This window comes from Microbacterium sp. Root61 (assembly GCF_001427525.1).
GTDB lineage: Bacteria > Actinomycetota > Actinomycetes > Actinomycetales > Microbacteriaceae > Microbacterium.
On sequence record NZ_LMGU01000002.1, the window covers coordinates 230,215 to 247,879 of the forward strand.

15 protein-coding genes are annotated in these 17,665 nt (G+C 71.1%); 8 read left to right on the forward strand and 7 right to left on the reverse strand.

What is annotated here, in order from left to right; genetic code table 11:
- Nucleotides 1-18 precede the first annotated feature (18 nt).
- On the forward strand, nt 19-1,482 hold the full coding sequence (gene ahcY, locus ASD65_RS17335) for an adenosylhomocysteinase (protein WP_056225646.1): 1,464 nt from the start codon (nt 19-21) through the stop codon (nt 1,480-1,482).
- Between the two features lie 24 nt (nt 1,483-1,506).
- Here ahcY and ASD65_RS17340 read toward each other — a convergent pair whose 3' ends face one another.
- Nucleotides 1,507-2,370, reverse strand: a complete 864-nt coding sequence (locus ASD65_RS17340; RefSeq protein WP_056225650.1) for an RDD family protein — start codon at nt 2,368-2,370, stop codon at nt 1,507-1,509.
- Between the two features lie 16 nt (nt 2,371-2,386).
- Here ASD65_RS17340 and ASD65_RS17345 point away from each other — a divergent pair, with 16 nt between their 5' ends.
- Genes ASD65_RS17345 through katG form a run of 3 tightly spaced genes read left to right on the forward strand, consistent with a single transcriptional unit; the run spans nt 2,387 to nt 6,202 of the window.
- Nucleotides 2,387-3,382: a stage II sporulation protein M gene (locus ASD65_RS17345; protein ID WP_056225653.1), complete on the forward strand. Its 996-nt coding sequence runs from the start codon at nt 2,387-2,389 to the stop codon at nt 3,380-3,382.
- 50 nt (nt 3,383-3,432) lie between these two features.
- The gene (locus ASD65_RS17350) at nt 3,433-3,876 is read left to right on the forward strand and encodes a Fur family transcriptional regulator (RefSeq protein ID WP_156378975.1); all 444 of its coding nucleotides are present in this window, start codon (nt 3,433-3,435) and stop codon (nt 3,874-3,876) included.
- A gap of 31 nt (nt 3,877-3,907) precedes the next feature.
- Nucleotides 3,908-6,202, forward strand: a complete 2,295-nt coding sequence (gene katG / locus ASD65_RS17355; protein WP_056225656.1) for a catalase/peroxidase HPI — start codon at nt 3,908-3,910, stop codon at nt 6,200-6,202.
- A gap of 60 nt (nt 6,203-6,262) precedes the next feature.
- Here the strand turns inward: katG and aqpZ are convergent, their stop codons facing one another.
- The 6 genes from aqpZ to ASD65_RS17385 form a co-directional block, all read right to left on the reverse strand.
- Nucleotides 6,263-7,045 (reverse strand): aquaporin Z, encoded by a 783-nt coding sequence (gene aqpZ, locus ASD65_RS17360; protein ID WP_056225659.1) that lies wholly within the window; start codon nt 7,043-7,045, stop codon nt 6,263-6,265.
- Nucleotides 7,046-7,167: 122 nt separating this feature from the next.
- Nucleotides 7,168-8,475, reverse strand: coding sequence for a DUF58 domain-containing protein (locus ASD65_RS17365; protein WP_056225662.1), 1,308 nt, complete (start codon nt 8,473-8,475; stop codon nt 7,168-7,170).
- 6 nt (nt 8,476-8,481) lie between these two features.
- Complete coding sequence (locus ASD65_RS17370; protein ID WP_056225665.1) at nt 8,482-9,459, reverse strand: AAA family ATPase; 978 nt, start codon at nt 9,457-9,459, stop codon at nt 8,482-8,484.
- The gene (locus ASD65_RS17375; protein WP_235566825.1) at nt 9,456-10,622 is read right to left on the reverse strand and encodes a DUF4350 domain-containing protein; all 1,167 of its coding nucleotides are present in this window, start codon (nt 10,620-10,622) and stop codon (nt 9,456-9,458) included. Before ASD65_RS17375 ends, ASD65_RS17370 begins: the two co-directional genes overlap by 4 nt.
- Nucleotides 10,619-11,284, reverse strand: a complete 666-nt coding sequence (locus ASD65_RS17380; RefSeq protein WP_156378976.1) for a DUF4129 domain-containing protein — start codon at nt 11,282-11,284, stop codon at nt 10,619-10,621. Before ASD65_RS17380 ends, ASD65_RS17375 begins: the two co-directional genes overlap by 4 nt.
- On the reverse strand, nt 11,281-12,621 hold the full coding sequence (locus ASD65_RS17385; protein ID WP_056225671.1) for a hypothetical protein: 1,341 nt from the start codon (nt 12,619-12,621) through the stop codon (nt 11,281-11,283). Before ASD65_RS17385 ends, ASD65_RS17380 begins: the two co-directional genes overlap by 4 nt.
- A gap of 155 nt (nt 12,622-12,776) precedes the next feature.
- Here ASD65_RS17385 and mtrA point away from each other — a divergent pair, with 155 nt between their 5' ends.
- From mtrA to ASD65_RS17405, 4 genes are all read left to right on the forward strand, one after another.
- On the forward strand, nt 12,777-13,457 hold the full coding sequence (mtrA, locus tag ASD65_RS17390; protein WP_056225674.1) for an MtrAB system response regulator MtrA: 681 nt from the start codon (nt 12,777-12,779) through the stop codon (nt 13,455-13,457).
- A gap of 8 nt (nt 13,458-13,465) precedes the next feature.
- Complete coding sequence (mtrB, locus tag ASD65_RS17395) at nt 13,466-15,172, forward strand: MtrAB system histidine kinase MtrB (protein WP_056225678.1); 1,707 nt, start codon at nt 13,466-13,468, stop codon at nt 15,170-15,172.
- A complete protein-coding gene (locus ASD65_RS17400) occupies nt 15,169-16,872 on the forward strand; it encodes an LpqB family beta-propeller domain-containing protein (protein ID WP_056225681.1) in 1,704 nt (567 codons plus the stop codon). The genes mtrB and ASD65_RS17400 overlap by 4 nt, the downstream gene beginning before the upstream one ends.
- A 123-nt stretch (nt 16,873-16,995) precedes the next feature.
- Nucleotides 16,996-17,664 carry a ComF family protein gene (locus ASD65_RS17405; protein WP_056226428.1) on the forward strand — a complete coding sequence of 223 codons (669 nt, stop codon included), beginning with the start codon at nt 16,996-16,998 and terminating at the stop codon, nt 17,662-17,664.
- The last annotated feature ends 1 nt before the right edge of the window (nt 17,665 follow it).

A 17,665-nucleotide genomic window follows, 5' to 3' on the forward strand; every position in this document is an offset into this window, starting at 1 on the left:
GCGTGGAAGAATGGCCGGATGCCTCTCACCGTCAGCACTTCCGCCGCGCTCGACTTCGCCGTCGCCGACCTCCAGCTCGCCGAAGCGGGTCGCCACCAGATCCGCCTCGCCGAGAACGAGATGCCCGGGCTCATGGCCCTGCGCGAGGAGTTCGGGCCGTCGCAGCCGCTGCAGGGCGCGCGCATCGCGGGCTCGCTGCACATGACGGTGCAGACCGCCGTGCTGATCGAGACCCTCGTCGCGCTCGGCGCGCGGGTGCGCTGGGCCAGCTGCAACATCTTCTCCACGCAGGACGAGGCCGCCGCCGCGATCGTGGTCGGCGCCGGCACGCCGGAGGCACCGCAGGGCGTCCCCGTGTTCGCCTGGAAGGGCGAGTCGCTCGAGGAGTACTGGGAGTGCGCCGACCGCATCTTCGACTGGACCGGCACGGGCTTCGACGGCCCGAACCTGATCCTCGACGACGGCGGCGATGCCACGCTGCTCGTGCACAAGGGCGTCGAGTTCGAGGCCGCCGGCGCTGTGCCCGACGCCACGGCGGACGACAGTCACGAGTACGCGGTCATCCTGGACCTGCTTCGTGCGAGCCTCGCGGCCGACCCGCAGCGCTGGACGCGCATGGCGCAGGGACTGCTCGGTGTCACCGAGGAGACCACCACCGGTGTGCACCGCCTCTATGAGCTCGCGGCATCCGCCGATCTGCTCTTCCCCGCGATCAACGTCAACGACTCGGTCACCAAGTCGAAGTTCGACAACAAGTACGGCATCCGCCACTCGCTGCCGGACGGCCTGAACCGCGCCACCGACGTGCTGATCGGCGGCAAGGTCGTGTTCGTCGTCGGCTACGGCGACGTGGGCAAGGGCGCCGCCGAGGCCCTGCGTGGCCAGGGCGCTCGCGTCATCGTCGGCGAGGTCGACCCGATCTGCGCGCTGCAGGCGGCCATGGACGGCTTCCAGGTCGCAACGCTGGACTCCGTCATCGGCGATGTCGACATCGTCGTGACCGGCACCGGCAACAAGGACGTCGTCACCGTCGCGCACCTGCAGGGAATGAAGCACCTCGCGATCGTCGCCAACGTCGGCCACTTCGACAACGAGATCGACATGGCCGGTCTCGCCGCGCTCGAGGGCGCCGTCTCCGTCGAGATCAAGCCGCAGGTGCACGAGTGGCGGATGCCGAGCGGCCGCAGCGTCCTCGTGCTCAGCGAGGGACGCCTGATGAACCTCGGCAACGCGACGGGGCATCCCTCGTTCGTGATGAGCGCCTCCTTCACCAACCAGGTCCTCGCGCAGCTCGAGCTGTTCACGAACCTCGAGGCCTACCCGGTCGGCGTGTACGTGCTGCCCAAGGCACTCGATGAGAAGGTCGCCCGCCTGCACCTTCCCGCGCTCGGCGTGCAGCTGACGCAGCTCACCCCCGCGCAGGCGTCGTACATCGGCGTGCCGGTGGACGGCCCGTACAAGCTGGATCACTACCGCTACTGACGTACACCGAGCGGATGCGGCTGGTCAGCGCTGCGGGAACCCTCGGGGTGCGCCGGTGTCGACCGAGGTGAGGCGCGCCACGCGCTGCGCCTCGAGCTGCAGCGCGTGCAGCTCGCGGTCGCGCCGCACCGCGGCGACGCCGCGCAGCAGCGTCTCCGGGTCGACCGCCGGTACGGGCGCGACGAACGGCGCGGCCTCGGCGGCCAAGGACGCGGCGATCCGCTGCCGTGCAGCGGGCTGCATGTTCTCGGCCTGCTGCACGAACTGGGCGATGCGCCGGGCGAGCCGGTCGGGAAGACGTGCCACGTCGGCGACGGCGACCCACCCGGCCAGCACAGGCGGGGCCGGCGGCGCGGGAGCGGGCAGTCGAGGGGCGCGCGTGCGCTCGGAGTAGGTGCCGGCCAGCACATCGCCGAGGCGCTGGGCGCGCGGGGTGAAGGCGCCGACGATGGCCGCGACGGAGCCGAAGGTCAGCCAGATCTCGAGCACGCCGACGAACGCCCGGATGAACGCCTGGCGGAAGCCTGCGGCGCCACCGTCGGCACGGACGATGCGCCCGCCGGTGGCGAGCTTGCCGAGGCTGCGTCCGCGGGTGGCCGTCTCGACCGTGGTGGGGATGACGACGGCGACCAGGACGAACATCGCCACCGACAGGAGGGGGAACAGCTCGGACATCAGGATGTTCTGACCCATTAGCCAGGAGGCGACGAGTCCGAGGATCACGAAGACCGCGACACCGGCCGCCACATCGATGGCGGCGCCGAGGGCGCGGAGGAAATAGCCGAGCGGCTGGACGTCCAGAGCGACGGCTTCGCCGGTGAGCACCTCGTCCTGGTGGATCTCGACGCGACGCACCTCGAGTGTGGGCTGGGGCGCGTCCAGGGGCATGGGTACAGTAAATCAAATGGATCTCGACGCTCTCACCGCCGCGCGGCGGGACGAGTGGGCCCGGCTCCACGAACTCAGCCGTACGCGTCGCCTCACCGGCGACGAGGTCGACGAGCTGGTGGCGCGCTACCGCTCGGCCTCCGCGGATCTGGCTGACATCAAGACGTCCGCCGGGCGGACGGTCCAGGGCGACCATGTCTCCACCCTCCTGTCCCGCGCACGCCTGCGGCTGACGGGCAGCAGCGAGAACGTGGTGCGTCAGGTGCCGCGCTTCTTCGCCTACCAGCTGCCCGCGGCGCTGTACCGCCTCCGCTGGACGACGCTCGTGATCGCGATCGCATTCATCGCGGTGGGGAGCCTGGTCGCGTTCTGGATCTCGGGGGACCCTGCCCTGGTCGCGACGCTCGGTTCCGAGGCGCAGCTCGAGGAGTACGCCGAGAACAACTTCACCGACTACTACAGCGAGAATCCCGCCGCCGTGTTCGCGGGCACGGTGTGGACCAACAACGCCTGGATCGCCGCGCAGTGCGTGCTGTTCGGCATCACCGGGTTCTGGCCGGTGATGGTGCTGGTGCAGAACGCCATCGGGGTGGGCACGGCCGCGGCGATCATGCTCGCGCACGGACGCGGCGACGTGTTCCTGCTCTACATCCTCCCGCACGGCCTGCTCGAACTCACCAGCATCTTCGTGGCCGGCGCGGCCGGGCTGCACATCTTCTGGGCCTGGGTCGCCCCGGGCAGGCGCACGCGCGGCGAGTCGCTCGCAGCCGCTGGACGATCGCTCGCGACGGTCGCGATCGGCCTCGTGTTCGCACTCGCGCTGTCCGGCATCGTCGAGGGCTTCGTCACGGCACAGCCCTGGCCGTGGCCGGTGAAGATCGGCATCGGCGCGTTGGCGTTGGCGGCGTTCCTGGTCTACATGCTGGTCGTCGGCGGACGCGCTGCACGCCGTGGGGAGACCGGCGACCTGACCGAGTACGAGTCGGGAACCCCCACTCTCGTCGCGGGCTGAGGCGCTGCATCCGCCAGTTTGAGTCATTCAAAACAAGCTAGGATGAGAGCATGACGTCCGGCCGCGCTCTGCCCCTCGAGGGGATGGATGCCGCCGAGCGGATCCGCGCCGCCGGGCTCCGGGTGACCGACTCGCGCAGGGCAGTCGTGGAGGCACTGCACCAGCGCCCGCACGCGAGCGCCGACGAGCTGTACCGCACCGTCGCGCTGTCGGTTCCGCAGACCAGTCTGCAGTCCGTCTACAACGCGCTCGCCGACTTCGTGGATGCCGGACTCGTGCGTCGCATCGAGCCCGCCGGCCGACCCGGTCTGTTCGAGCTGCGCGTGGATGACAACCACCACCACGTCGTCTGCTCCCGGTGCGGCGCGGTCCAGGACGTCGACTGCGCCCACGGCGCGGCCCCCTGCCTGGATCCCGCCGACACCCACGGCTTCACGATCACTGTCGCGGAAGTGACGTTCTGGGGCGTGTGCCCCACCTGCGCCGCCTCCTGACTCCCAGCCCACCTGAAACGGAAGGAAGACCATGACCGACACCAACGACAGCGTGCCTCCCATCGGCGAGCCCGCCAACGACATCGATCAGTCGACGCTCGTCATCGAGACCGATGAGGCCGAGGCCGAGGCCCAGTCCGGGAAGTGCCCCGTCATCCACGCGCAGCCGCACCCCACCGCCGGGTCGGCCAACAATGTCTGGTGGCCGAACCAGCTGAACCTCAAGGTGCTCGCCAAGCACACCGCTGCGTCCAACCCGCTCCGCTCGGACTTCGACTATGCGGCCGCGTTCGAGAGCCTCGATCTGGATGCCCTGAAGAAGGACATCGAGGAGACCCTCACCACGTCGCAGGCCTGGTGGCCCGCCGACTTCGGTCACTACGGTCCGCTCATCGTCCGCATGGCGTGGCACGGTGCGGGCACCTACCGCGTCATGGACGGCCGCGGCGGCGCCGGCAGCGGTCAGCAGCGCTTCGCGCCGCTGAACAGCTGGCCCGACAACGTCAACCTCGACAAGGCCCGCCGTCTGCTCTGGCCGGTCAAGAAGAAGTACGGCCAGAGCATCTCCTGGGCCGACCTCATGATCCTCGCCGGCAACGTCGCGCTCGAGTCGATGGGCTTCAAGACCTTCGGCTTCGGCGGCGGCCGCGCCGATGTGTGGGAGCCCGACGAGGATGTGTACTGGGGACCCGAGACCACGTGGCTCGACGACCAGCGCTACACGGGCGACCGCGACCTGGAGAAGCCCCTCGCGGCCGTCCAGATGGGCCTCATCTATGTCAACCCCGAAGGCCCCAACGGCAACCCGGACCCGCTGGCCTCGGCCCGCGACATCCGCGAGACGTTCGCCCGCATGGCGATGGACGACGAAGAGACCGTCGCACTGATCGCCGGCGGCCACACCTTCGGCAAGACCCACGGCGCGGGACCTGCCGACAACGTCGGCGACAACCCCGAAGCCGCTCCCCTCGAGGAGCAGGGTCTCGGCTGGAAGAGCTCGTACGGCACCGGCCACGGTGACGACACGATCTCCAGCGGTCTGGAGGTCACCTGGACCTACCACCCGACCCGCTGGGACAACGAGTTCTTCCACATCCTGTTCGCGTACGACTGGGAGCTGTTCCAGAGCCCGGCCGGAGCGCACCAGTGGCGCCCCAAGGGCGGCGCGGGCTCGGACATGGTGCCGATGGCCCACGACCCGGCGACCCGCCGCGAGCCGCGCATGCTCACCAGCGACATCGCGCTGCGCGAGGACCCGATCTACGGTCCGATCTCGCGCAAGTTCGCCGACGACCCGGACGCGTTCGCCGATGCGTTCGCCCGCGCGTGGTTCAAGCTGACGCACCGCGACATGGGTCCCATCGACCGCTACCTCGGCCCCGAGGTGCCCGCTGAGGAGCTCCTCTGGCAGGACCCGGTGCCGGCCGTCGATCACGACCTGATCGACGCGGCCGACGCGGCAGCGCTCAAGGAGCAGATCCTCGCCACGGGCCTGACCGGCCCGCAGCTGGTCTCGACCACGTGGGCCGCGGCATCCACCTTCCGCGGCAGCGACAAGCGCGGCGGCGTCAACGGCGCCCGCATCCGTCTCGCTCCGCAGCGGGACTGGGCCGTCAACAAGCCGGCCGAGCTGGCCAAGGTGATCGCAGTGCTCGAGGGCGTCAAGGCGTCCTTCGACGCGGCACAGGCCGGCGGCAAGAAGGTCTCGTTGGCCGACCTGATCGTCCTCGCGGGCAACGCGGGTGTCGAGCAGGCCGCCAAGGCCGCCGGTGTCGATGTCGAGGTGCCGTTCCACGCGGGCCGCACCGACGCATCGCAGGAGCAGACGGATGTCGAGTCCTTCGGCTACCTGGAGCCGGCCGCCGACGGATTCCGCAACTACCTCGGCGCCGCGGCGATGTCCTCACCGCTGCCCGCCGAGCACCTGCTAATCGACAAGGCGAACCTGCTCACGCTGACCGCGCCGGAGATGACAGTGCTGATCGGTGGACTGCGCGTCCTCGGCGCCAACTGGGACGACTCGTCCTACGGCGTGCTGACCGATCGTCCGGGCGTCCTGACGAACGACTTCTTCGTGAACCTGCTCGACCTGGGCACCACGTGGAAGCCGCTGGATCCGGGATCGCACGCGTTCCGCGCGACGGATGACGCGACTGGCGCCGCCCTCGGCACCGGCACGCGCGTCGACCTGCTGTTCGGCTCCAACTCGGAGCTGCGCGCCGTCGCCGAGGTGTACGCGAGCGACGACGCGAACGAGAAGTTCGTCCGCGACTTCGTCGCCGCGTGGGGCAAGGTCACGGAGCTGGACCGCTTCGACCTCGTCTGACGCTCACACATGCAGAACGCCCCGCCTCGAAAGAGGCGGGGCGTTCTGTCGTACCGGGTACTACTTGGTGCGGGCCTCGGCCTGCAGCGGCTGAGCCGGGGTCGGCTCGAACAGTCCGCGGTGCAGGAGGCCGGCCAGCAGACCGCCGACGAGCGGGAACAGGATGAAGACCCAGAGCTGCGCCAGCGCATCGCCGCCGCCGTAGATCGCGGTCGCGATCGAACGGGCCGGGTTGACCGACGTGTTGTCGATCGGGATGGAGGCGAGGTGGATGAACGTCAGCGTGAGGCCGATCGAGATGCCTGCGAAGCCGGTCGCGCCGCGCCGCGCGTGGGTGACTCCGAGGATCACGAGGATGAAGACCGCCGTGAAGAGGATTTCCGCGATGATCGCCGATCCGAGACCGAAACCGCCGGGCGAGTGCTCGCCGTAGCCGTTGCTCGCGAATCCGCTGTCCTGCGCGTTGGCGAGCCAGCCGTCGGTACCGAAGAGGCCGATCAGGACGATCAGGGTCGTACCGACGGCGCCACCGACGATCTGGGCGACCAGGTAGCCCGGGACGTCCTTCCAGGCGAACCTGCCTGCGGCGGCAAGACCGAAGGTCACGGCGGGGTTGAAGTGGCCGCCCGAGATCGGGCCCCACGCGTAGATACCGGCCATCAGGGTGAGGCCGAACGCGAGGGCGACGCCCACGAATCCGACACCGAGAGAGGTCCCGTTCGCGCTGGCTCCGAAATCTGAGGCGAAGAGGGCTGTGCTGATCGATCCGAAAACGAGGACGAACGTGCCGAGTGCTTCGGCGACGAGCTTGTTCGCCGTGCTCGGGGTGGTGTTATCCGACATCGCGGACTCCTTTCATCGTCGCGACTGTATCGCCACGATTGCGCTGTGCGGACGCTATGAGTCGTGTGTCCTGAGAATTCCCTCAGAGTTGGCGTGTCGTGCCGCCGCCGGCCATGCGCGGATCAGAGGCGTCCGGCGGCCTTCAGAGCGATGTAGCGGTCGGCGATGCGGGGAGGCAGCGACTCGGGCGTGTCGGCGATGGCTTCGCCCCCGGCGCGCCCGATCGCGGCGGCCAGGAGCGCGGCATCGCGGAGCGTGCGCTCGGCGGATGCCGCGCGGTACACCTCGTCGGAGGTGGTGCGCTGTGCGGCGATCTCGTGCAGCGCCGTATCGGTCGCGCTGCCCACCAGCACGTGCGCGCGGCGGGTGAGCTGCGGCAGCGATCCGAGCAGCCCGCGGGCCGAGTCCGCCGCGTCCTGTGCGGTCAGGAGAACGACCAGCGATGGGCGGGAGGTGAGCGCGCGCACCTGGGCGAACGCGGCATCCCAATCCGTGTCGATCAGCTGCGGCTCGACGGGCGCCATCGCGTCCACGAGCGCCGGCAGGAGGGCGGCGCCGTCGACGCCGGTGACCCGCGCGCGCACGACGCGATCGAACATCACGAGATGCACGTGGTCGCCGGCGCGGGTCGCGAGGGCGGAGAGGAGGAGCGCGGCCTCCATCGCGGCATCCAGACGCACGGCGTCGCCTACGCGCGCGGCGGAGGTGCGGCCGGTGTCGATGAGGATCACGACGTGCCGGTCGCGCTCGGGGCGCCAGGTGCGCAGCATCGTGCTGCCGGCCCGCGCGCTCGCCCGCCAGTCGATCGAGCGCACGTCGTCCCCGCGCACGTACTCGCGCAGCGAATCGAACTCGGTGCCCTGCCCGCGCACCTGCACGCTGGTGTTGCCGTCCAGCTCGCGCAGCCGCGCCAGGCGGGAGGGGAGATGGCGGCGGGAGGCGAACGGCGGCAGGACGCGGATCGCCCCGGGTGCGACGATCCGGGCCTGGCGACCGGCCAGGCGGAGTGGACCGTCGGAGCGGATCACCACGAAGTCGCTGGACAGTTCGCCGCGCCGCCGCGGGAGCAGCGGGACCGTCACACGACGGTTCTCGCCGGCCGGCACGTCGAGGGGGATGCGTGCGGGCGCTGCTCCGGCGGTGGGCTGCCAGGCATCGCGCAGCAAGCCGTGCAGGCGGCGGTGCGTCGGGTTGTGCACCCGCACGATCGTCTCCACCCGCTCGCCCAGCCTGGCGCGGCGCGGGATCGACCGCTCGATCCGCATCTGGCGCGGGTCGGCGGCCGCCGCTGCGTCGGCGAGTGCGACGCCCAGGCACACGAGCAGCCACGCCAGCGCGGTCAGCCATGCATCCGCACCCGCGAGGGAGAGCAGGATGACGGGCACCACGCCGAGACCGACGAGGAGGGGAAGACGACCGGTGAGGTACACGACGACCTAGATGGGCACGCGGGTCTGCTGCAGCACCGAGCCGAGGACCGCGTCGACCGAGACGCCCTCGAGCTCCGCCTCCGTGCGCAGCCGGATGCGGTGGCGCCACGCCGGCACGACCATGGTCTGCACATGGTCGGGCGTGATCGCCGGGTAGCCGCCGAGCCACGCCCAGGCCTTCGCCGCCGCGAGCAGCGCGGTCGCGGCGCGCGGGCTCACACCGAGCTGCACCGACGGGCTCTGCCGGGTGGCGCGGGCGAGATCGACCACGTATGCGAGCACGTCGTCGGCGACGGTGACGGATGCTGCGGCCCGGCGTGCGGCGCGGATGTCGTCGGCCGTCACCACGCGCTCGAGGCCCCGCAGCTCGCGCGGGTCGAAGCCGGTGGCGTGGCGACGCAGCACGGCGATCTCGGCCTCGCGGGTCGGCACCTCGATGAGCAGCTTGAGCAGGAACCGGTCCAGCTGCGCCTCAGGGAGCGAGTAGGTGCCCTCGTGCTCGATCGGGTTCTGGGTGGCAGCGACCAGGAACGGGTCGGGCAGCTCCCGCGTCACACCGTCAGTGGAGACCTGGTGCTCCTCCATCGCCTCGAGCAGCGCCGCCTGGGTCTTGGGCGGCGTGCGGTTGATCTCGTCGGCCAGCACGATGTTGGTGAAGACCGGTCCCTCACGGAACTCGAACTCGCCGGTCCGTGCGTCGTAGACGAGCGAGCCGGACACATCGCCCGGCATCAGGTCTGGCGTGAACTGGATGCGCTTCGTGTCCAGGCCCAGCGCCCGGCTGAACGAGCGCACCAGGAGGGTCTTGGCTACACCGGGCACGCCCTCCAGTAGCACGTGGCCGCCGGCGAGGAGGGCGATGAGTAGTCCCGTGACGGCACCGTCCTGTCCGATGACGGCCTTGCCGACCTCGATGCGGACGCGATTCATCGCCTCCCGCAGTGCGGCGTCGTCGGGCAGGGCGGGGGAGCCGGGCTCGGTCATGGACGGTTCCTTTCCGGCCGGACGGCGTTGCGCACGGCGGTCTCGAGTTCGTGCAGGCGGTCGCTGAGCGCGACCAGCTGGGCGTCGGTGGTGGGCAGGTCATCGAGGAGGATGCCGCGCACCACGCGCGGATCGGCACCCACCCGGTCGGCGGCGGCATCGGCGATCTCACCGGCGGAGGCGACCGGACCGAGTCCCAGCATCCGTGCGATCCGCTCCAGCGTGCCGATCCGCAGCTGATCCGCGGCGTGCACGGCATCGCGGGCGCGGGCGTACAGGCGCGCGCGTCCCTCGGTCGTCTCGGACGCCCGCACGGTGACGGGGAGCCGCTCGGCCACGAGCGGGCCGAACCGGCGGCCCTTCCAGATCGCGGCCGCCAGCGCGGCACCCAGCAGGAGCACGATCGCGGGGCTGACCCACGGCGGGGTGAGCTCTCCGAGCGAAGCGGCGCCCTCCACGGGATCGACGTCGCCGAGACCGGGCACGTACCAGACGAGACGGGGCCGGCTGCCGAGCAGTCCGACGCCGAGGGCCGCGTTGCCCTCTTCGGCGAGGTGCTCGTTCGTGAGGACCGCGCGCCCGTCCACGGCCGCGCTGCCGTCGCCGAGGAGCAGCCCGAATGCCTCGTCGACGGGGTAGCAGCCCTTCGTGCCGTCGCCCGGGAGGAATACCGTGCCGATCGTGGCCGGGCCGGCGCGATCCGCGACCTCCGCGGAGCACGACGGGTCGACGCCCCCGAGCGGGGCGGCACCGCCGGGCAGCGCGTCGGGGAACAGCAGGCGCAGCCCCCGCGCACGCGGGTCGATGAGCACGACATCGGTCGCGGCATCCATCACCGTTTCCAGAGCGTCGTCGGACAGCAGGGGACTGTCGGCGAGAGCCAGGGTCGCCGGCCCCGCCGCAAGGGCCTCCAGCACGGCCTCGCGGTCGCGGACGACCTCGACCTCGATGCCCTGGTCGCGCAGGATCTGCGCCAGTGCGCGCGTGCCCTGCGGCCCGGCGGAGTCGGGGTCGAGCACATCGCGCTGAGCCCATTGGCCGGCGCCGGACAGCAGGGCCCCGGCGACGCCCACGACGACGAGCGCGACCACGATCGCCGCCCAGCCGAGCAGGCCGCGACGGCGCGAGGGCGGGCGGACCGGATCCGCGATGGTGACCGTCACAGGGGCGCCGCCTCGAGCAGAGCCTGGGCGACGGAGGTCTGGGAGCGGACGGCATCGTCGACGGTCACGACGCGGCGGTACAGCTCAGGCGTTCCGGGACGTCGCAGGTAGCGCACGTCGTCGAAGGCGCTCGCCGCCTCATCCAGATCGACAGCGGATGCCGGGAAGGCTCGGCCGGCGGCGCGGGCGAAGGCGTGCACGGTCGCGCCCGGTGGGGCTTCGACGGCGCCGCGCTCGTCGAGACCGCGGGCCAGCGCCCGGAACCGCAGCACGATCGCCGCATCCCATTCGTCACGGGAGGCGTGGGATGCCGCAGCGCGGCGCAGTTCGTCGGCGGTGCGCCGCTCGGCCGTGCCGAACAGCTCCGCCGTGGCGACGCGCGATCGGCGGAGTGCGCGCGGGCGACCCCAGATCAACAGGGCGACGACGATGATGACGATCACGACGACGGCGGCCACGACGGCCAGGATCGGCGCCCAGCCGCCGGACAGCTGGGTGCCGAACAGGCTCGCGAGGAAGTCGCCGATCGCCCGCGCGATCAGGTCCAGCGGCGTCGGCTGGGCCGCCGTGTAGACGGGGTCGGACAGCTCCTGCTCTGCCCAACGACGGGCCTCGTCGCCGTCGGGTGTCGGAAGCGGCACGGACGCCAGCACGCGGCTCACGCCCACGGCGACTCGGGGTCGATGCCGTCGGTGCCGGGCGCGGTCCAGCGCGTCGGCGTGGGCGGAGCGTCCGTGCTCGGCGCGGCGGGCGGTGCAGGTGGTGCGGGTGGGTACGCAGGCGCGGGCGGACCGTAGCCGGGCGGGGGAGCGGCATAGCCGGGGGCCGGCGGGGGATAGCCGGGACCGGGCTGCGGGTAGCCCGGTGCGGGGGCATACCCCGGCGCGGGCGGATAGCCGGTGTACGCGGGCGGGTAGGTCGGATACGGCGGGGGCACCGGCGTGCCGAGGCGGGGGGCGAGCTCGCGTCCGACGTGCTCGCGGTACGGATCGGGCAGGCTCGTGGCCCCGGCATCCCGCTTCTCCACGTACGCGAGCAGGTCGAGGTCGAGGCCTTCGCGCCGCATGCGGCAGTCGATGTAGATGAGGGAGGTGGCCGTGGCCTGGACTACGACGGCGACGGCCTGGATTGCGAACGTGATGATCTGGGTCAGCAGGGCGCCGATGAGGATCGCGATGAGCGTACCCGGCTCCGGGTCGCCGGTCGGCGAGATCACCGTGGTGAGGCCGCTGGAGAGCAGGGACAGCGGGATGCTGACAGCCTGCGCGATGGCGCCGAACAGGAAGGAGATCAGCACGATGATGCCCAGTGCGGGCCAGAAGCGTCCGCGGATGAGGCGCCAGGCGCGGGCGATCGCGCCGAAGATCGTGGCGTGCTCGATGATGATCGTCGCCGGCACGAGCAGGAGCTTCGTGGAGATCCAGAGGGTCAGCGGGATGGCGGTCAGGATGACTACCACCGTCAGCCCGATCGCCACGGGCAGTGCCGCGAACCCGATCGCCACCAGGGCGCCGACGACCACGGCGACCAGCAGCACGACGGCGAGCGTCAGCAGCAGCGAATAGCCGATCAGCCGCCACACGACCGGCTTGACCCGCTGCCAGATCATCCGCAGCGTGAGCTTCTCGGCCACGACGGCGTGCGCGACCTCGCTCACCACGACACCTTGCACGAGAGTGCTGAGCACTCCGGTCAGCAGTCCCAGGACGAACCCGGTGACCGCGGTCAGCGCGATGGAACCGGCCATGATGGCCTCGAACTCGTCCGAGCCGGGGCGGACCGTGTCGAGCCGGGAGAACGTCAGCCAGGCGACGCCGCCGATGCCGACGATCATCAGGGTGTACGCCAGCGCCTGGATGCCGAGCGCGAACCCGAGCAGGACCCGTGGGTTGTGCCGCAGCGCGACGAACGAGCGTCCCAGGATGGTGCCGAACGTGAGCGGATGGAGGGGGATGATCCCGGGACGGGATGCCGGTGTCCAGGCCGGATACGCGGTCACGGGGCCTCCTCGTGCTCAGACTCGTCACTATCGTGTCACACGCCACCGAACAAGCTGAGCGTGTGTCCAGCCCTGGTCGATTACTCTGTGGAGAACGCACGGGGGAAGCGCGCACCGCTGCGACCCCGGCACGACGCAAAGGACGACGCGTTCATATGACTTCACGCATTCTGGTTGTCGACGACGACACCGCCCTCGCAGAGATGATCGGCATCGTCCTGCGCACCGAGGGATTCGAGACGGTGTTCTGTGCCGACGGCGCCAAGGCGGTCGACATCTGGCGCTCCGAGCGACCCGATCTGATCCTGCTGGATCTGATGCTGCCGGGCATGGACGGCATCGAGATCTGCACGCGGATCCGCGCGGAATCCGGCATCCCGATCATCATGCTGACCGCGCGCACCGACACGGCCGACGTCGTCCGCGGCCTCGAGGTCGGCGCCGACGACTACATCGTCAAGCCCTTCAACCCGAAGGAGCTGGTCGCCCGCATCCGCACCCGTCTGCGTCCGTCCGCGCAGCCGGCGAGCGAGGTGCTGCGCATCGGCGATCTCACCGTGGACGTCGCGGCCCATGAGGTGCGACGCGGCGATGACGCGATCGCCCTGACGCCGCTCGAGTTCGAGCTGCTCGTCGCGCTCGCCGCCAAGCCGCAGCAGGTCTTCTCCCGCGAGATGCTGCTCGAGCAGGTGTGGGGCTACCACTACAAGGCCGACACGCGCCTCGTCAACGTGCACGTCCAGCGGCTGCGCGCCAAGGTCGAGCTCGACCCCGACAACCCCAAGATCGTCACCACGGTCCGCGGCGTGGGCTACCGCGCCGGCGCCGTGGTCTAGAGCACGCCATGGGTCCGGCGACGGCGGCGGTCGCGGCATCCCGTCCGAAGATGGCGGTTTGGCGCGATTGGCGTTCCTGGCCGGAGAACCTCGCGTCGCTGTGGCGCCGATCGCTGCGGTTCCGCACGATCCTCATCACGTTGGCGCTCACCGCGCTGGCGATCCTGGTGGCGTGCATCTGGATGGCGGTGACCATTCAGAACGACCTGTTCACGTCGCGCCGGGATCAGGTGCTGGACGACTCGCAGCGTGCGACCCAGGCGGCCCAGCTGCAGTTGGACAACGCGGCGGTGCAGGGCGATGCCGCCCAGACCCAGCTGCTGTGGTCCAGTGTGCAGCGCACGCTCGGCGAGCGCTCCTCGACGAACTCGATCGCCGCGTTCCGCATCGACCAGACGCCGTCCGCGATCGCTCCGCAGAACTTCACCTCGGGGGCGCTGGAGAGCGTCGACCTCATCTCGGAGTCGCTGCGCAGCGCCGTGCGCGACGACGCGTCCAAGCAGTGGTGGCAATCGGTGGCGCTGCCGCTGTCGGACGGCGGCGTCGAGCCGGGCATCGTTGTCGGTCAGCAGCTGCAGCTGCCGAGCGTCGGCCCTTACGAGCTGTACTTCGCCTACGACCTCGGGAGCGCCCCGCAGACCCTCGGCTTCATCCAAGGCACCCTGTGGGTGGTCGGGATCGGGCTCATCCTGCTCATCGGCGCCATCGCCTGGTTCGTGCTGCGCTCGGTCACGACGCCGATCGGCGAGGCGGCCGAGACCAGTGCGCGCCTGGCGGCGGGCGATCTCGGCGTGCGGCTCCCGGTGCGCGGCGAGGACGAGTTCGCCACGCTGGGCCGTTCGTTCAACGCGATGGCCGACAGCCTGGAGTCGCAGATCAAGGAGCTCGCCGACCTATCGCTCGTGCAGCAGCGCTTCGTTTCGGACGTCTCGCACGAACTGCGCACGCCGCTGACGACCATCCGGCTCGCGGCCGACATGATCAACGACCACCGCGACGACTTCGAGCCCGGCACGGCGCGCGCCGCGGAGCTGCTGAACGCCCAGGTGCAGCGGTTCGAGACGCTGCTGACCGACCTGCTCGAGATCAGCCGCTACGACGCCGGCTCGGTGCAGCTCGAGCTGGAGCCCACGAGCCTGGCACATCTCGCGGAGGACGTCATCGGATCGATGCAGCAGCTCGCCGATCAGCACCACACCGACGTGCGGCTCGTCGCTCCGGGCGGGTACTCCCCGGTGGAGATGGACCCCCGGCGCGTGCGCCGCGTGGTGCGCAACCTGCTCGGCAATGCGATCGAGCACGGCGAGGGGCGGCCGATCGTGGTGACCGTGGACAGCGACCAGCAGAGCGTCGCGATCGGCGTGCGCGACTACGGGCTCGGCATGAAGCCCGACGACGTGGACCGGGTGTTCGACCGCTTCTGGCGCGCCGACCCTTCGCGCAAGCGCACCATCGGCGGCACGGGGCTGGGGCTCTCGATCTCCCTCGGTGACGCACGCCTGCACGGCGGTGAACTCGCGGTGTGGTCGGAGCTCGGACGCGGCACGCACTTCGTGCTGACCCTGCCGCGTCAGAACGGCCGGATCGAGGGCGCCTCGCCCATCCCGGCGGATCCCGGCGAGGACGACATCTCCGCGGTCGACGCGCTGGGTCTGACCCAGCCGATCATCGTGCCGAAGGATGCCTCGTCCACGTCGAAGGGGGGTCGCACATGAGCGTCCGCCGCAGTCTCGTGGCCGTGGTGATGGCCGCGGCGGTGCTCGTGCTGGCGGCCTGCACGGGGCTGCCCACCAGCGGCCAGGTGTACGCCGGGCGGGACGCGGCCGAGCAGGTCGAATCGCCCGACTTCTCGTTCATCCCGGACCGTCCCCAGCCGGGCGCGACGCCCGAGCAGATCGTCGACGGATTCATCCGCGCCGGTTCGGGGCCCGCGGGCGAATGGGCCAGGGCGAACCTCTTCCTCGCTCCGGGCGCCGAGTGGGACCCCTGGGCGACCGTCACCGTCGACGTACAGGGCTCGCGCGAGGTCGTCGAGGTCGAACCGGCGACGGCCTCGCCCGACGACACGCACAGCACCGTCACAGCCGAGATCACCCCCGTCGCGAACGTCGACAACCGGGGGGTGTACAGCCCGTCCGAGTCGGTCGTCGCCTCGACGCTCCCGTTCCAGCTGGAGAAGCAGCCGGACGGCGAATGGCGCATCACCGAGGCCCCCGACGGCGTGGTGCTGGATCAGAACCTCTTCACCACCGTCTACCGGCACTACTCGCTGATGTTCTTCGATCCGACGTGGCAGTTCCTCGTCCCCGACGTGCGGTGGTTCCCCCGGGTGAAAGTCGCCAGCACGATCGCGACCCAGCTCGCGGCGGGGCCGGCGGAGTGGCTGACCGGCGCCGTGGGGTCCGGCTTCACCGACGGCACCCTGGTCACTTCATCGGTGGTCACCTCGAACGTCGCGGATGTGGCCCTGAGCGTCGACGCGCAGACCCTGGACACCGAGACCATCGACCGCATGCAGACGCAGCTCACCGCGAGTCTGGCCGCCGCCGGGGTCTCCGAGGTGCGGATGTCGGCCGATGGGGTGCCGCTGACCGCCTCGATCGTCCCGGTCCGCTCGACCACGGTCGCCGCGGCTCCGCTCGTGCTGACCGAGACCGACTTCGGCTTCCTCGGCGGCGACGCGCTCGTCCCGATCCCGGGGCTGTCCGATGCGATGATGTCGGTCACGCCCGCGCCCGTGTCAGCCCAGATGTCCCCAGACCGCGACTTCGCGGCGGTGCGGCTCGAGGGTGGCGGGGTGTCTCGCGTCGAGGCGCGCGGCGACGTCGTGCCGCTGGACACGCGCGCCGGACTCATCGATCCCACCGTGGATGCGTTCGGCTACACGTGGAGCGTGCCCAGAGACAGCCCCTCGGGGTTGTCGGCGTACGACCCGACCGGCGTGCACATCGACTTCCCGACGGCGTGGTCCAACGCGACGCAGATCTCCGCGATGGCCCTCTCCCGCGACGGGACCCGCCTGGTCGCGCTGCTGACCGGCGGCGGGCGCACCTCGGTGTGGGTCGCGGCGGTCGTGCGCAACGCCGACGGGGTGCCGCAGAGCGTCGGCGTGCCGATCGTGCTCAGCGAGTCGCTGGCCGCAGCAGGCGGGGTCGCGTGGCTCGACGGTGCGACGGTCGGCGTGCTCGGATCGTCCGGCAGTGAGCCCATCGTGCTGGAGCAGCCGATCGGCGGACCTTCGATCGAGACGGACGCTCCGGCCAGCTCGGCCACCATCGCCGGGTCGAACCAGGCCACCACCGTGCGGCTGCGCGGATCCGACGACACGCTGTACGTCAAGCGCGGGACGAACTGGCAGCCGTTGGCCACCGGCATCCGTCTCCTCGCCACCCAGCAGGGCACGCCGCAGCAGTAGCGCCGTGCTCGGGTGGGTATGTCCGGTTCGCCGACTCCTGCACAGACCACGGCGGGGAGCGAGTGATCCACGGATGCCGCGGCCCCCGGCTGCGGGCGCGTCATGCTCGGCGAGCATCGGTCCATGTCGCTTCCCGTCCTCGTCCGCGAGGCCCTTGCCGATGCCCTCGTGCTCGCGTTCCCTGTCGACTGCGCGGGGTGCGGCGCGGAGGACGTCGCGCTGTGCGCGCCCTGCCGGACCGCTCTGGCGCCCCGCGTGACCTCGCGCGTCCTGGAGCCCGGGCTGGCGGTGCTCAGCGGTGTCACCTTCGACGGCGTCTGCGCACGCGTGATCCGCTCCCTCAAGGAGGACGGCCGGCTCGGCCTGGCGCGTGACCTGGCTCCGCTGCTGCGCGCCGCCGTCGACGCCGCCGACGCGGGCGACGCAGTCCTGGTGCCGATACCGACCTCCCGTGCGGCGTTCCGGCGCCGGGGCTACCGCGTCGTGGATACGGTCGCCCGGCGCGCGGACCTGCCCGGCGCGCGGCTGCTGCTGCCGGCCCGGCGCACGTCCGACCAGCGCGCGCTCGGGCGCGAGCAACGCCGCAGCAATGTCTCGGGCAGCCTGCGGGCGACGGATGCGGCGGGTCTGCGCGTGGTGATCCTGGACGACGTCGTCACGACCGGAGCGACGCTTCTCGAGGCTGCGCGTGCCCTGCGGGCGGGTGGTGCGACGGTTGTGGGGGCGGCCACGATCGCCTCCACACCGCGCCGAACAAGGCCGGCGGATGACTCATTGGAAACTGGTAGGTGAC

Bases quoted from the DNA above. Each gene is read 5' to 3' on its own strand.
- ahcY (WP_056225646.1), top strand. From the start codon at position 19: ATGCCTCTCACCGTCAGCACTTCCGCCGCGCTCGACTTCGCCGTCGCC.
- ASD65_RS17340 (WP_056225650.1), bottom strand. From the start codon at position 2,370: ATGCCCCTGGACGCGCCCCAGCCCACACTCGAGGTGCGTCGCGTCGAG.
- ASD65_RS17345 (WP_056225653.1), top strand. From the start codon at position 2,387: ATGGATCTCGACGCTCTCACCGCCGCGCGGCGGGACGAGTGGGCCCGG.
- ASD65_RS17350 (WP_156378975.1), top strand. From the start codon at position 3,433: ATGACGTCCGGCCGCGCTCTGCCCCTCGAGGGGATGGATGCCGCCGAG.
- katG (WP_056225656.1), top strand. From the start codon at position 3,908: ATGACCGACACCAACGACAGCGTGCCTCCCATCGGCGAGCCCGCCAAC.
- aqpZ (WP_056225659.1), bottom strand. From the start codon at position 7,045: ATGTCGGATAACACCACCCCGAGCACGGCGAACAAGCTCGTCGCCGAA.
- ASD65_RS17370 (WP_056225665.1), bottom strand. From the start codon at position 9,459: ATGACCGAGCCCGGCTCCCCCGCCCTGCCCGACGACGCCGCACTGCGG.
- mtrA (WP_056225674.1), top strand. From the start codon at position 12,777: ATGACTTCACGCATTCTGGTTGTCGACGACGACACCGCCCTCGCAGAG.
- mtrB (WP_056225678.1), top strand. From the start codon at position 13,466: ATGGGTCCGGCGACGGCGGCGGTCGCGGCATCCCGTCCGAAGATGGCG.
- ASD65_RS17400 (WP_056225681.1), top strand. From the start codon at position 15,169: ATGAGCGTCCGCCGCAGTCTCGTGGCCGTGGTGATGGCCGCGGCGGTG.
- ASD65_RS17405 (WP_056226428.1), top strand. From the start codon at position 16,996: ATGTCGCTTCCCGTCCTCGTCCGCGAGGCCCTTGCCGATGCCCTCGTG.